Genomic DNA, 14,999 nt, shown 5'->3' on the forward strand with positions numbered 1-14,999 from the left:
AAGACCCGCACCCTGGCCAAAACCGCCGTGGAAGGCGGCAAGATCCATATCGATGGCAGCCGCACCAAGCCCAGCAAGGCGGTGCAGCCCGGCCAGACGGTGACCATTACCAAGGGCACCGAACATTTCGAGGTCATCGTCCGCGATTTGAGCAGCAAGCGCGGCCCGGCCAAGGTGGCCCAGACGTTATATGAAGAAACCCCTGAAAGCGTGGCCAAATGGGACTCCTACAGCGGGAGGGCTTTGTCTGGAACCCCTGCTGCCATCGGGAACCCACAGGGCTATAGTACGTCGAAGACGCAACCCCCTCGACGGAGCCACACCTTGCCGCTGACGCTACAAACTCTCACTGACAAGCTCTATCAGGTCCGCCATATCTGGGCGCTGATCAGTTTTTCGCTGGGCCTGAGCAGTTACTTTCTGGTGGAGCGACAGCCCTGGCTGGCCGCAGTGCTGACCGGGCTGCTGGTGTTCAGCTGGCTATTACTGCTCACCGAAGGGATCTGGCAGAACAAGGTGATAGGCACCCGTTTTGATGGCCTGCCCCAGGGCATGCTCAAGCTGTTGTTGCAGGCGGTGCACCAGGAGGCGTTCTTTTTCAGTCTGCCGTTCGTGCTGCTGCAATGGTCCGGTGGCGCGGAATATATTTTCTTCACCACCCTGGTAGTCAGTGCGGCGGCCATCAGCATTATCGATCCGGTTTATTTCTGGCTGGCCCGACACCGGGCACTGTATTTCGGTTTTCACGCCTGGGCGTTGTTTGTGGCGTTGCTGGTGCTGTTGCCGCTCATCTTCCACTGGGGCACGGATTCGGCATTGGCCTGGGCCGGCTGGCTCACGGCCCTGTTTGCGTTGCCCAGCTTCTGGCGGTTTGGCGGGCCGCGAAAATGGTTTCGTTGGCTCGGGCTGATTCTGGTCTCGTGCCTGATCGCCCTGTCCCCGCGTTGGCTGGCCCCGCTGGTGCCACCGCTGACCCTGTCCCTGCAAGAGCGCGCCGTGGCCTTGTCATTCAATCGCGCCGAGCGCAAGCCGCTGGTCAGCGGTGAAGTATTCAGTGCAGACGAAGTGGCAGGCGGCTTGTATGCCTACACCGCCATCAAGGCGCCATTGGGGTTGGGGCAGGAGGTGTATCACTACTGGTTTCGTGATGGCGAACAGGTGGACCGTATTCCCTTGAAGGTCTTCGGCGGCCGCGAATCCGGGTTTCGTACCTGGTCTCACAAGCGCCATATTCCTGTGCCATCAGAGGGGCGCTGGCGGGTAGAAGTGCGTACCGGGGATAACCAGATCATCGGTGTCATGCGTTTCACCATCACCCCCTGAACGCATTCCTTTTCCAAATTCGTACGGACTTTGTGGGAGCTGATGCTTGAATCGCGAAGGGTGTGGCACGGAGTTCGTCATGCAAGCATGGCTTCCCTCCGCTTAGGGGTCAGGGCCACGGGTTTTCGAGCCCTCCTACACCGGCCGGCCTACACCGTTCCCTTCAGCACCGGTCGCAGCCGATCCTGCTGGCCGGTCACCGCCAGATACGCCGGTGGCAGATAACGGATTTTCGCTGGCACCAGCGGCACCACCCGCTTAAGAAAACGACGCTTGCGGTCAAAACGGCGCGTCAGTCGCCCGTCCCAGGGCGCATGCAGTGTCTTGCGCAAACTGTCCGGCAGGGTGGCATAGGTAGTCAGCGTGGCGTTCTTACCCAGTACACGATATAGCTGGTTCCACATCCAGTCCGGCATCAGCGATAGCTGCGGCGGTTTTTTGACTGACTTCAGGCTCACATCCAGCAGATAGCGTGCGGTGTCCGTATTTTCCAGGCGGGTTTCCACCATATTGTGGAAGTACTCCCAAAAAGCCGGCACCGTCTGCGGCATATCCTGGTCACGAATGCCGAGTACTCGTCCTTGTTGCAGCCATTCCTGATACAGCTGCGCTTCCTCGCCGACAGTGAAGGGTTGCCGGCCGAACAGTCGCTGGGTGGTCACCATGGTGTAGTAAGTGGTCATGTGCACCCAGGCATAGGCCTCCGGGTCCAGCGCAAAATACTTTCGGCCCTTATCATCCTCGCCTTTGATCCCTCGATGCATCTCGCGCAAATCCCGCCCGGCCTCTAGCGAACCGTCCGGGCCGCCATACAGCAGCCGCAGCCCCCATTCGGTGGTGCGCTTCAGCCGCCCCCAGGGATCCTTCTTGAACACGGAATGGTCACCCACCCCGGCGCCCACCACCGGGTGAGACACCTGCAACAACAGGGTGGTCCCCGCCATCAGCAACTGCAGGTTATCGCCCGCATGCGTCCAGGCCAGAGAATCCGGACCCAGCGCAACCGGGGAGGCGTGCTTGTTAGTGGGGCTTGCCATGGCTTGCTCCTTTCGCGCCAAACAGGTTGAGACGAATATTTTATGATGTCTCATTCTGTGTTGGGCCTGATGCCATAGACAAGTGACAGAACGCGGATAGTTGTTCACCGCATGATTGCTGAGGATAGGGGAGCGATGAAGGTTTGTGGTGAGGGCGTTTTCAAATAGCAAGAGCGGTAGTTTTGTAGGATATGGCTTACAGGAAATGCTGGATGGCTCGTATATAATGCAACTTTTATTTGGGGGGAAATATTGGTGAAAACCACGGGAATTTCCATTATGCAATTCCGTAAACCTGTGGCCCAGAGGTATGTCTGGGGGGTATGCAAATGTTCGGGTTGGTGCAAGGGATAAGGCAAAAGCACTTAATCAGGCACTGTTATGATTATATTTGGGGGAATTATTAATGAAGCTAAGAAACCTCTTGTGCCTGTTAACGGTGCAATTGTTGTTTGTCGTCTCGCCGTCTATGGCCAATGTTTTGTTCGAAAAGAACCAGATCGAAATTGTGGTTGCCCCCACATGCAATCATGCACCCATTAGTTTTCCCTATACCTCTACTGATGCGCCATATGACGAAACTCAGATTTCAGTAACTTCTGATTCTTCATGGGCCAAGCCTTCTGTTAACAGCAATTTGAATCAGATTGACGTTTCTTTTTCAATGGACAGCTTGACTGCTTCATATACAGCAACCATTGAGGTAAAACACGACGATTCTGTTTCTGAGTTGTTTATTAATGCCGTTGTTCCGCCATTGGATATATATCGTTTGGTGGATGACCCTGTCCGGCCTGTTGTTTACGGAATACAGCGGGATGGCGAGGATAATGGCTCCATCGTGGCATTTAATCCTTATGAAGAGTCATTTACGGCATGCCTTACGGTTGGCAAGGGGCCAACTGATATGGTTATCAGCGATGATGCTTCAGAGCTTTTTGTTATCAACAGCGCTGGGCAGGAAATTGATATTGTTGATCTGGATGCCTTCTCTATAAAAGAGAATATTTTACTACCGGTTTATTCTGAAGCGAGTAACAGTAGTACAACAGCGAATATAGATCTGGGGCCGAATGGGGTTATATATTATACCGATGGTGCCTGGGCACCAATGCTCCATGTGCTGCGCAGAAACGAAAAAGATGTTATCCAATCAACACTCTTTTTCGATTCCTATGGATTCATGGACTTTGCTGTAACCGATGACAAGTCAAACATGGTTGCCATGCCTCAGTATGGCTGGTCTGCAGGTGTGCATACGCCTAAGGTTGGTCACCTTGATATTAATCAGGATGGAACCGTATCTCTGGTCAAGCAAACAACAGTTTCCGGTTTCAACCGCGAGCCATTCGAGTCCCCTGTTCTGCTCCGTGACGATGACGAAATCGCTGTGATGAAAACGGTCTCACTTGATCCTGCGGATACGGACTCTCTTGATCGCACTTTCCCTTCTGCTATCTGGTCAATGGTCCGGAATGGATCGGTTATCGGGACGGGCGATAAACTTTATGCCTATGACACTGGTGAGGAGCTGTATACGATCCCGGACGGTAGCAATAGCGGCGTAGGCTATACTTATACCAAGGCTCAGGTCTTTACGTCAGATTACACTCGCTTTATCTACTTCAACGAATCAAAACGGACTCTGGGTGTTGTTAATATTCAGGAAGAAATCGGTTTGGAGAGAATGGGGATAGTCTTTACGCCTGAAGATGGCGCCGTCGTCAATTCTCCGGAAAGTCTTTCATGGTCTCCATTGCCAGAAGTTGGTGAGTATGATGTTTATCTGAGTGCAGACTATGATATGACTGCTTCAGCAGACACTTCATCACCTTATTATCTCGGTAGATTCACAGGTACAAGTGTTTCTCTGTCGGAGCTTCTTGGTAATGGTGGGGTCTATTACTGGAGGGTAGACCCGGTGACAGATTCTGGCCCTCAGGGAGGTACCGTTTATACATTTAGCGTTTCAGAAATTGGCCTTGATGTCGCCGAGGTCAATGTGGAAACGGTTGCAAATGACCCTGATTATCAAGTTGATATTCAACTTTCCTCTGAAGAATCAGGTTTGCCCTGGAGTGTTTCTTCTCCTGTTCCATGGATTACATTTGGTGAACTTTCTGGTGAGACGCCTGGGACTCTTAATGTCCATCTTAATGCTTCTCTGCTGTCGCCAGGTATACACAGTTCATTCTTTACCTTGACCGGTGAGACTGGTGGGGTAGAAATTCCAGTTGAAATTGAGGTTGAACCACTTTCGGTCACTCATATAAGGAGTGATAGAACCTCAGAAAAAATCTATGCCATTAGCGAAGAAGATAGTGATGTAACAGCCAGGGCATATCTTCTTGAAATAGACTCTGCCTCTGAGACAGTCCTTCGAACGCTAGAGGTAGGATCGTCCGTTACTGATTTTGCTATTCATTATTCAGATGATCTTATCTACGTTACAAACTGGAAGTCTGGAAATCTTCTGGTCATAGATAAAAATAATTTTACATTTATTAAGAGCATTGCTTTTCAGCCGTCTGGCGGCACAGGGTATTCTTCCGGCGATGTATACCGTGTGGCTGCAGGTGTTTCTGAACGAATCATTGTAGAAGAGGAAGACCAGTGGATTGATCTTTCTCTTGTAGATACGAATACAGAGAACAGCTTGGCTACTGAGTTTGTACGAGAAGGTGGAGGGGCGTTTGGGCCAGCTGGACGATACTATTATCACGGTGAGAATAACTCCTCCGCTGCAGAAATTATCAAGTTCGACACCAGTGGCGATACTTTTACCCAGCTAGCTGCAGTCCGTCCGCCGGCAATGTCCAGCTACCACGGTTCAAGGACCGTTGTGGTATCGGAAGATGGCTCGCGGGTTTTCTGGGCCGGAACGGTATTGGACAAAGATCTTGAGCCTGAATGGGGAATTGGGGAAACAATATACTCCACTTCAACTGAGGGACGCTTTGCTTTTGCTGAGATGGCGATCTACGACATTAACCTCCGTCGTCAGACGCTAGCGATGCCCGCCAGTACAACTGTGAGTGGCTACAACTCCACCACTCAGAAACTGGTTGTGCAGGTAGGTAACAAGCTCAAATTTTATTCTCTCTCGTCGCCGGCCTCTCTTCCTGCACCGGTCCTCTCGGTGGGGAATGCAACCTATCAATCAATCGACTTGAGCTGGAGTGATGAATCGCTTGAGATGGAATTTGTTATTCAGCAGAGGTTGCAAGGTGATAGTAGCTGGTATGACGTGAAGTCTACGGAAGCTAACGTCACTAGCTGGACGGCAAGTGGCTTATCTGAAGGTGTGACGTATGAATTTCGTGTAAGAGCACGGACGCCGGACTATAGCTCACCCTGGAGTAATGTCGCTGTTGCAACATCTCAGGTGAAGCCTAATCAGGCACCAACGGCTATGGATGATTCTATATGGCTGGCTGACCTTTCTTCTGGGAAACGTTTCAGTGTGGTCGCCAATGATTTTGATATCGATGGGTTTGTGCAGGCTGACTCAATAATGATTGTTGAAGAGCCACAGTTTGGAGATGTGGTTGTTCATTCAGACGGGGATGTTACCTATTTGCCTGGTGATAACTTTAGCCTGACCGATACTTTCAGCTATGTGGTCAGCGATGACGATTCGGAAATCTCCTCGCCAGCTATGGTGACTGTAGTCTTTAATCCTCCGCCTGTACTTAGCATTGCAGAGGTAACATTGGATTCGATTGTCCTGACTTGGACCGATGAATCTGAGGAGTACGGTTACTACCTGCAAATCAGGGAAGAGGGTGATCCGACCTGGTACGATCTGGGCTATGTCCCTGGTGAGGAAAGCGGTGCCATTCTTTCTGGACTGGCGGAGGGAACAAGGTATGCCTTTCGAATGCGGTCCAGCTCATCTACGAGCGAAAACCTCTGGAGCAGTACTGTTTCTGCAACGACAAAAGGTTCAGGTGGGGCAGGCAAAGGAGCAGCGTCTAAGAAAGGGGGTGGGGGAGCCTTCCTGGAGCCAACATCCCTTTTTCTTATGGCTCTAGCCCTCTTCTTGTTGAGGAGAAAGCGGGTTTCGGTTTAGAAAACCTGTTTTCAGCCAAAATAATGCAGGAATCGAAGGGCCCGCAGTCTCTAGGTCTCTTCGATTCCTGCAAAGCCCTCACCGGGCCATCGCTGCTCCGGCGATAAATTGGCAGCTCTTGAATCGTGCGTAAGTGCATCATCACAGACTTGTCCCAGCTCAGTAAGCCCTAAAACCGCACCTTCCCCAGCGGCACCAACAGCACCGCCGCGCCAATTAACGCTGCTGCTGCCCCCAGCAACCCGGGCGCAAAACTGCCGCTACTTTCCAGCAACCGTGCCGTCACCACCGGCCCCAGTATCTGCCCGACCCCATAGCAGGCTGTCAGTGCGCCCAGGGCGGCGCTGGCGGCGTGGGGGGCGAGTTGGCGGCCGCAGTACATGCTCAGGGCGACCACGGCGGTAAAGGTGGCGCCGACCAGCAGGCCACTGATGATCAGCCCGGTGAGGCCCGGTAGCCAGGCGGGGGCGCTGACGCCCACTGCCTGCACTAGCAGCGCGGCCATGAGCGCGTTGCGTTCGCCGGCATGGCTGGCGAGCTTGCCCCACAGCAGGTTGGCGGGCACGGCGGCCAGGCCTACGGCCAGCCAGGTATAGAAGGCGGCGCTGTCCAGGCCCGGCAGTTGGGCTTTGGCGATCACCGGCAGGTAGGTGGTGCTGGTGATGTAGCCGAAACCGGCCAGGGTGTAGCTGGCGATCAGAAAGCCCAGGGCCGAGCGGTTCACCGGCGCGTGTTCGTGCTGGTTGTGTTTGGCGTGGGGCAGGGCAGGGATGCGGCGCAGCAGCGGCAGAATGATCAGCGCCAGTGCACCACAGGCGAGCCACATGGTGGCGTAGCTGCCGTGCAGGCGTTCAATAAAGGCAACGGTGAGGGCGGCGATGCTGATGCCCAGGCCGATGCCGGCATAGTGAATATTGCCCAGCCGGGCACGCAGGTGATTGGGCATGGCGCCCAGTACCAGCGCGGAGCCGTTGACCATAATGATGGCGCTGGCCACACCCGCGAGAAACCGGTTAATGGCCCAGGGCGTGAAGGTAGTGCTCAGGCCCATAAGGATGCTGGTGATTACGCTTGCCCACAGTGCCAGCCAGAACGCCGTGCGTGCCCGGTGGGCCGGCACTGCCATGGCGAGCATGGCACCGGCCAGATAGCCCCCATAGTTGATGGCGGCCAGATAACCGCCACTGACAGCGGTGAGCATTGTCTCGGCAATCATGTCGGGCAGGGCCGGGGTGAACAGGAAGCGGCCAATACCCAGGGCAATAACCAGACTGAAGGCGCCGGCTATCGCAGTGAGCAGGTGATCTCTTTCGGTGGTCGTCACGCAGTGTCTCGCAGGCAATCAAATGGGAAGGCGAAGTCGGGAAAACCAATATAGGGCGACGTGCCGGGTCTCTCCGATAATCCAGCGCGCAGCCTAACAGGCCGTGGCGTTTTCGGCTTCATCATTCGAATGATGTTCATTATTCACCCCAGTGATAAATGCGGCTTTGGTCGCAAAGGCTCCCAGGCAGTGCGTGGTTTTTTCACCAGGACGGGGCAAAGCGCGGGGGTTGTGGGCGGAAAGCGCTGTTGCAGCAAAGAGGTGATGCATTTTGGTGAGCCGTGGCTGATTCACAACGGTGCTGGCTGGGCAATAAGCGGGCGCGGGAAATTGGGGTGGCGATTGACTTTACCGTTAAGTTGATGAAAACCAAGGTATTTAAAAACTGGCACAGCATTTGCCTTATGACAGGGTAAGCACAGTGGCAATGCTGTGCAGGACAACCATCTTCGTGGCCAACGGCGGCCACGTGCAGATTCGAGCAAAGGCGCTCAGAGGACCCGGCCAACGAAGGCGGGGGGCTTTGAGCGCTTTTTTTATGCCTGAAAAAAACGGGCAGACGAGGGAAGGATGATGAACGGTTTCAAAAAAACATTTTGTGGCGTGTTGGCCGCGATGACGCTGGGCCTGTCGGCTACCTCCGTGGCGGATGATGCGCTGGGCTGGCCTGAGAAGGCGGATCTCAAGTTCGGCTTTATCAAACTTACCGACATGGCCCCGCTGGCCATCGCTTACGAGAAAGGCTATTTCGAGGAAGAAGGCCTGTTTGTGACCCTGGAAGCCCAGGCCAACTGGAAAGTCCTGCTGGACCGGGTCATTGACGGTCAGCTGGATGGCGCGCACATGCTTGCTGGCCAGCCGCTGGGGGCCACCATTGGCTACGGCACCGAAGCCCACATCATTACCGCATTCAGCATGGATCTGAACGGCAACGGCATCACCGTTTCCAATGCGGTGTGGGAAGAAATGAAGAAGAACATTCCGGTCGAGAACGGCAAGCCGGTGCACCCGATCAAGGCGGACGCCTTGAAGCCGGTGGTGGAGAAGTACAAGGCGGAAGGCAAACCTTTCAACATGGGCATGGTGTTCCCGGTGTCCACCCACAACTACGAGCTGCGTTACTGGCTGGCCGCCGGTGGCCTGAACCCGGGTTACTACGCGCCGCACAAGGGCGACACCAGCGGCCAGCTGCAAGCTGACGTGCTGCTGTCGGTAACGCCGCCGCCGCAAATGCCCGCGACCCTGGAAGCCGGCACCATCTACGGTTACTGCGTGGGCGAGCCCTGGAACCAGCAAGCGGTGTTCAAGGGTATCGGTGTGCCGGTGATTACCGACTACGAAATCTGGAGAAACAACCCGGAAAAAGTATTCGGTGTGAGCAAGGGCTGGGCCGACAAGTATCCCAACACTCACATTCGTGTGGTGAAGGCGATGATCCGTGCGGCCAAGTGGCTGGATGAAAACGACAACGCCAACCGCCCGGAAGCGGTGAAGATTCTGTCCCAGCCGAACTATGTGGGCGCGGACTATGACGTGATCGCCAACTCCATGACTGGCACGTTCGAGTACGAAAAAGGTGATGTGCGTGAGGTTCCGGATTTCAACGTGTTCTTCCGTTACAACGCCACTTACCCGTTCTACTCCGATGCGATCTGGTATCTGACCCAAATGCGTCGCTGGGGCCAGATCAGCGATACCAAGCCGGACAGCTGGTACATGGATGTGGCCAAGAACGTGTATCGCCCGGACATCTATGCCCAGGCGGCCAAAGCCCTGATCGCTGAAGGCAAGATCCCGGCTGACCAGTTCCCCGACTTTGCCACGGAAGATGGCTTCAAGCCGCCGCAGAAAGGCTTTATCGACAACATCACCTACGACGGTCGCAAGCCTAACGAATACCTGAAGAAATTCCCGATTGGCCTGAAAGAGGGTGACGCGCTTTAAGGGCGCGCTCCCCTGAGGAGAAGCAATCATGGTGACCCTGACATTCCCGACCTGGATGGAACCCTACCGCGCCCTGGCCACCGGCAAGATGACCGGTGAGCAGTGGCAGGCACTGCTGCGACAGTTGATCTGGCCGGTAATGGGCATTGCCGCCTTCCTGTTGCTATGGCAACTGGCGGCCCAGCGTATCGATACCTCGCTGGGACAGTTCCCGGGGCCAGCCGATGTCTGGGAGCAGGCCGGTTCGCTGGTGGATGAGCATCAGGCGTCTCGAGCCAAGGAAGCGGCGTTTCATGAACGCCAGGAAAAATACATCGCCTCGCGGCTGCAGCAGCAGCCGGAGTGGGAGCCGGTCCACCGGGATTACACCGGGGCTCCGACCTTCTTTGATCAGATCGGCACCAGCCTGATCACAGTAATGAGCGGTTTCCTGCTGGCCTCTGTGATTGCGATTCCGTTGGGTATTTTTATCGGCCTGAGCAACACGGCTCATGCGGCCATGAACCCGCTGATTCAGTTGTTCAAGCCGGTGTCGCCGCTGGCCTGGTTGCCACTGGTGACCATGGTGGTGAGTGCGGTGTACGTGACTGACGATCCGCTGGTGGCCAAGTCCTTCCTCACCTCCATGTTCACCGTGACGCTGTGCTGTCTGTGGCCAACGCTGATGAACACGGCGGTGGGTGTGACGTCGGTGAGCCAGGATCTGACCAATGTCTCCAAGGTGCTACGTCTTAACGCGCTGAGCCATGTGCGCAAGATCGTACTGCCTTCCGCGCTGCCGATGATGTTCACCGGCCTGCGCCTGAGTCTGGGGATTGCCTGGATGGTGCTGATCGCCGCCGAAATGTTGGCGCAGAACCCGGGGCTTGGGAAATTCGTCTGGGATGAATTCCAGAACGGCAGCTCCCAGTCTTTGGGCCGGATCATGGTGGCGGTGATCGTGATTGGTCTGATCGGTTTCCTGCTGGATCGCCTGATGCTCATGCTGCAGCGCGCTCTGGTGTGGGATAAATCTTCGGTACAGCGTTAAGCCATCAGGTGAGGAGAAAAAACATGAAAGCATTACTGGAACTCTCCAATGTCGGCATGAAATTCGATACGCCAAAAGGCCAGTTCGAAGCGCTGAAAGATGTGAATCTGAAAATTGAGTCCGGCGAATTCGTCTCTCTGATCGGTCACTCTGGATGCGGTAAATCTACCGTGCTCAATATCGTGGCGGGCCTGCTTCAGGCCACCGATGGTGGGGTCATTCTCGACAAGCATGAGGTGACCGAGCCAGGTCCGGAACGTGCCGTGGTGTTTCAGAACCATTCGCTGCTGCCCTGGCTGACCTCGTTCGAAAATGTGGAGCTGGCGGTCAAACAGGTCTTCAAGAAGACCAAGAGCAAAGCGGAAATTCGTGACTGGGTGGAGCATAACCTGGAGCTGGTGCACATGGCGCACGCCATGCACAAGAAACCGGATGAAATTTCCGGTGGCATGAAACAGCGTGTTGGTATTGCTCGCGCGCTGGCCATGCAGCCCCAGGTGCTGCTGATGGATGAGCCTTTCGGTGCTCTCGACGCGCTGACCCGCGCTCACCTGCAAGATTCCCTGATGGAGATCCATGCCCAACTGGGCACCACGGTGATCATGATTACCCACGATGTGGATGAGGCCGTACTGCTGTCAGACCGCATTGTGATGATGACCAATGGTCCCTCCGCCACCATCGGCGAGATTCTGGATGTGAAGGTCCCACGTCCACGGGACCGCCTGGCCCTGGCGGATGACCCCACCTTTGTTCGTTGTCGTCAGCAGGTGCTTCAGTTCCTGTATGAGAAACAGCGCAAGGTGGAGCCGCTGCCAAAGCGTGACAGCACTAAAGCTGAAGCGAACCGCAAGCGGGCCTGATTTAAACGCATAAAACCTGGATTAACCCTTCCGCTTTTTCGCGCACCGAAAAGCGGGAACAGGGAAGGTGCGCCCTGAATTTACGACGTTAACTTTTTTAATTTTGGGAAGTGTTGAGGAAACGATGATGAAATATTCTGCCATTGCTGCCGGTGTCCTTCTGTCCACGCTGGGCTTTACGGGGACAGCCAACGCGGAAGACGATGCCTTTATTACCGCACTGAAAGACGGCACACCGCTGCTGAACATGCGCCTGCGTTATGAAGACGTGGACAGTGATGCCTTTACCGAAGACGGCCAGGCGCTAACCCTGCGTACCCGTTTGGGTTACCAGAGTGGCAAGCTCCACGGCTTTGATGTGATGGGGGAGTTTGAAGATACCCGCATCGTGGGCCAGGTGGACAACTATGCGCCGCAGCAGGCCGGTTACCCGGTCATTGCAGATCCGGAAGTCACCGAGCTGAACCGCGCCGCCATTCGTTATACCGGCAGCCATGCCCTGGAAGGCCTGGTGGCGACTTACGGTCGCCAGCGGATCATCTACGACAACGCCCGTTTTGTGGGGAACGTGGGCTGGCGCCAGGATGAACAGACCTTTGATGGTGCGCGGATTGATTACGGCATCAGTGATTTCAGTGTCTCTGCGGCCCATCTGACCCAGGTGAACGGCATTACGCCGGGGTTTGATGCCAATGTGACCAACAATCTTTTCAATGCCAGCTGGGCGGGCATGCCGGGTGGCTCGCTAACCGCGTACGCCTACTTGCTGGAAACCGATAACGTAACCGACTCGCAGAACGATACCTACGGTGTGCGTTATGCCGGTGCTTTCGATCTGGATGCGGTAAAGCTGTTGCTCACGCTGGAAGGGGCTCAGCAGGAAGTGGAAGCCGGTGATACCGACTATTACTTTGCCGAGCTGGGCGCAGAGGTGGCCGGAGTAACGGTAAAAGTGGCACAGGAAGTGCTTGGTTCAGATGACGGCCTGGTGGCTTTCCAGACACCGTTGGCGACCAAGCATGCCTTCAACGGGTGGGCGGACCAGTTCCTGGCCACGCCGGCTGATGGCCTGGAGGACACCTTCGTGACCGTGGGCGGCAAGCTGGCCGGGTTTAAGCTGGCGGCGGTCTACCACGACTTCCAGTCCAATGAAGGCAGCACGGATTACGGCACGGAAACCGACCTGCTGATGGCTCGCCCCATCGGTAAGCACTATGTGGTTGGCCTGAAGTATGCGCAGTACAGCGCCGACGACTTCAAGGATGACACCAGCAAGTACTGGGCCTGGGGTGAGATTAAATTCTGATCACATTTTGGTGCCGAAAAGTGCGTCGCCTTGGTGCACTTTTTCGGTGCTGGATCAGAGGGAAACTAAACACATTGAAAATCATCAGGTTAGGGATGTGATGACTGGCACAACCGTTGCAAAACAACCCGTAACGACAACGATTCCGGACGCGCCTGACATGATGGTTCTGAAAATTAGATGGCTCTGAAAATCATGCTGGTAGATGACCAGCCACCCCGTGCCGCGATTCTCGAGCGGGCCCTCATTGATGAGGGCCACGAGATCCTGTGCCGCCTGACCAGCGCTGCCGGTTTGGCGGAGAAGGTGCGCAGCAGTAATCCGGATGTGGTGATTGTCGACATGGATGCGCCCGACCGGGACACCCTGGAAAGCATGGCCCTGGTGCAGCGGGATATTCCGCGGCCCATGGTCATGTTCTGCAACCAGGACGACGAAGAGCTGGTGGTGGCCGCGCTGCGCGCGGGCGTCAGCGCCTACGTAGCCGGTGAAACCGACCTGACCCGGGTGCGCGGTGTTATGCGCGTGGCGACGGCCCGTTTCCGGGAATACCAGGCGTTGCGTGAAGAGCTGGAAGAAACCCGTGAGGCCCTGGCTGAGCGGAAGATCATTGAGCGTGCGAAAGGGTTGCTGATGCAGCGTCGCCGGCTCAATGAACAGGATGCCTACAGCACCCTGCGTCGCCAGGCCATGAACAGCGGGCAGCCGTTGATTCAGGTGGCCCGGTCGGTGCTGGATTATGCCGAAATGCTCAAGGCGCAAGGGTAATACGCTGGATGCCTGAGGCCGGAAGCCCGACGAAAAAGCAGGAGACAAGATGCGACGAGTGATGCCATTGATGAAGGCGCGCAGCCTGATCGAGACACCGGAGAAGACGGTGAGCCGGGCACCTGCTGTAGAGGGCGTTAGGCCGGTTCGCCGTCAGGCGTCCAGCATTCGCCGTCCGGCATTTATGGAGCAAACCTCATGAAGGTGCGTATCGGCTATATGCCGCTGACAGACAGCTTGCCGCTGGCAGTGGCCCAGGAGGCAGGCTTCTTCGCCGCCGAAGGGCTGGATGTGGAGCTGCAACCGGAATGGAGCTGGGCCAGCCTGCGCGATCGGCTATTGGTGGGGCAACTGGATGCGGCGCCGATGTTGGCGCCGATGCTGTTGTCCACGTCGCTGGGGCTGGGCTGTATCAAGAAGCCCCTCGCCACGGCATTTTCCATGGGGCTGAACGGTAATGGTGTGACCGTTTCGCCGATGCTGTTTCAGGGATTGTGCGCCTTGTCGGAAGGGCCGACACCCAACGACATCGCCGCCGCCATGAACAAGCTGGTGGCCGCGCGGGCTTCCAGCGGCGAAGCACCGCTGGTGCTCGCGGTGGTCTTTCCGTTTTCCTGCCATGCCTATCAATTACGCCACTGGCTGAGTGTGGCCGGGCTGGATCCGGATCATGATGTGAAGCTGGTGGTGCTGCCGCCTTCGCAAATGGTGGATCACCTGCGTATGGGCCACATTGATGGTTTCTGTGTGGGCGAACCGTGGAATAGTTTGGCCGCACTGACCGGCGCGGGGCACTGTATTTTGTCCGGTTATCAGATTTGGGAAAATGCCCCGGAGAAGGTGCTGGCGGTATCCCGTGACTGGGTGTCACGTTATCCGGATACCCATCGTGCATTGCTGCGGGCGTTGTACAAGGCGGCCTGCCATGCGGATGAGAATCTGGTGGAAAGCTTGTCGTTACTGGCCCATCCCGCGTGGCTGGATGTGCCGGCAGAAATCATTCGTGCACCGTTCAGCCAGCGGTTGCCCGGTGGCCTGACGGGCCAGCCGTTTCCGGCTCATCACTTTCATGTGTTTGCCGGTTTTCACGCCAATTTTCCGTGGCGCTCCGACGCTGCCTTTCTGTTGCAGGAAATGCAGCGCTGGCGACAGTGTTCGCTGGAAGAAACCAACACCTTTGCGGCCCAGTGCTACCGTACGGATCTGTTCCGCGATGCGGTGGCCGATCTCAAAGCTTGCCGCTCATGGACAGCAAGCCGGACCAACGTCATGCGGGCCACTGGCAATTGCCCGGCGAGCCGACCCCCCTGGAGCTGGGGCCGGACCGGTTGT

The 14,999-nt window shown here is 55.9% G+C and carries 11 protein-coding genes; 9 read left to right on the forward strand and 2 right to left on the reverse strand.

The window, feature by feature from the left end:
• On the forward strand, positions 1-1,323 hold a 1,323-nt coding region (locus ADG881_RS16250), incomplete at its 5' end, for a DUF5924 family protein (protein ID WP_232211739.1).
• 149 nt (positions 1,324-1,472) lie between these two features.
• Here ADG881_RS16250 and ADG881_RS16255 read toward each other — a convergent pair.
• The gene (locus ADG881_RS16255; RefSeq protein WP_007149860.1) at positions 1,473-2,360 is read right to left on the reverse strand and encodes an oxygenase MpaB family protein; all 888 of its coding nucleotides are present in this window, start codon (positions 2,358-2,360) and stop codon (positions 1,473-1,475) included.
• Between the two features lie 406 nt (positions 2,361-2,766).
• Between ADG881_RS16255 and ADG881_RS16260 the strand changes: the two genes are divergently transcribed.
• Positions 2,767-6,432, forward strand: coding sequence for an Ig-like domain-containing protein (locus ADG881_RS16260; protein WP_007148737.1), 3,666 nt, complete (start codon positions 2,767-2,769; stop codon positions 6,430-6,432).
• A 169-nt stretch (positions 6,433-6,601) separates the two neighbouring features.
• Here ADG881_RS16260 and ADG881_RS16265 read toward each other — a convergent pair whose 3' ends face one another.
• Positions 6,602-7,756 (reverse strand): YbfB/YjiJ family MFS transporter, encoded by a 1,155-nt coding sequence (locus tag ADG881_RS16265; protein ID WP_007149427.1) that lies wholly within the window; start codon positions 7,754-7,756, stop codon positions 6,602-6,604.
• 570 nt (positions 7,757-8,326) lie between these two features.
• Here ADG881_RS16265 and ADG881_RS16270 point away from each other — a divergent pair.
• The 7 genes from ADG881_RS16270 to ADG881_RS16295 all read left to right on the forward strand — a co-directional run.
• Positions 8,327-9,700, forward strand: coding sequence for a CmpA/NrtA family ABC transporter substrate-binding protein (locus ADG881_RS16270; RefSeq protein ID WP_007150290.1), 1,374 nt, complete (start codon positions 8,327-8,329; stop codon positions 9,698-9,700).
• A 28-nt stretch (positions 9,701-9,728) separates the two neighbouring features.
• Positions 9,729-10,730 (forward strand): ABC transporter permease, encoded by a 1,002-nt coding sequence (locus ADG881_RS16275; protein ID WP_007148397.1) that lies wholly within the window; start codon positions 9,729-9,731, stop codon positions 10,728-10,730.
• A 23-nt stretch (positions 10,731-10,753) separates the two neighbouring features.
• Positions 10,754-11,593 (forward strand): ABC transporter ATP-binding protein, encoded by an 840-nt coding sequence (locus tag ADG881_RS16280; RefSeq protein ID WP_007150047.1) that lies wholly within the window; start codon positions 10,754-10,756, stop codon positions 11,591-11,593.
• 127 nt (positions 11,594-11,720) lie between these two features.
• Complete coding sequence (locus tag ADG881_RS16285; protein WP_232211740.1) at positions 11,721-12,899, forward strand: alginate export family protein; 1,179 nt, start codon at positions 11,721-11,723, stop codon at positions 12,897-12,899.
• 180 nt (positions 12,900-13,079) lie between these two features.
• A complete protein-coding gene (locus ADG881_RS16290) occupies positions 13,080-13,667 on the forward strand; it encodes an ANTAR domain-containing response regulator (RefSeq protein ID WP_007151333.1) in 588 nt (195 codons plus the stop codon).
• 49 nt (positions 13,668-13,716) lie between these two features.
• On the forward strand, positions 13,717-13,869 hold the full coding sequence (locus ADG881_RS17640; protein WP_156790440.1) for a hypothetical protein: 153 nt from the start codon (positions 13,717-13,719) through the stop codon (positions 13,867-13,869).
• The coding region (locus ADG881_RS16295; protein ID WP_232211741.1) for a CmpA/NrtA family ABC transporter substrate-binding protein at positions 13,866-14,999 on the forward strand (1,134 nt) is incomplete at its 3' end. The genes ADG881_RS17640 and ADG881_RS16295, both read left to right, overlap by 4 nt.

It is taken from the genome of Alcanivorax sp. DG881 (assembly GCF_000155615.1).
GTDB lineage: Bacteria > Pseudomonadota > Gammaproteobacteria > Pseudomonadales > Alcanivoracaceae > Alcanivorax.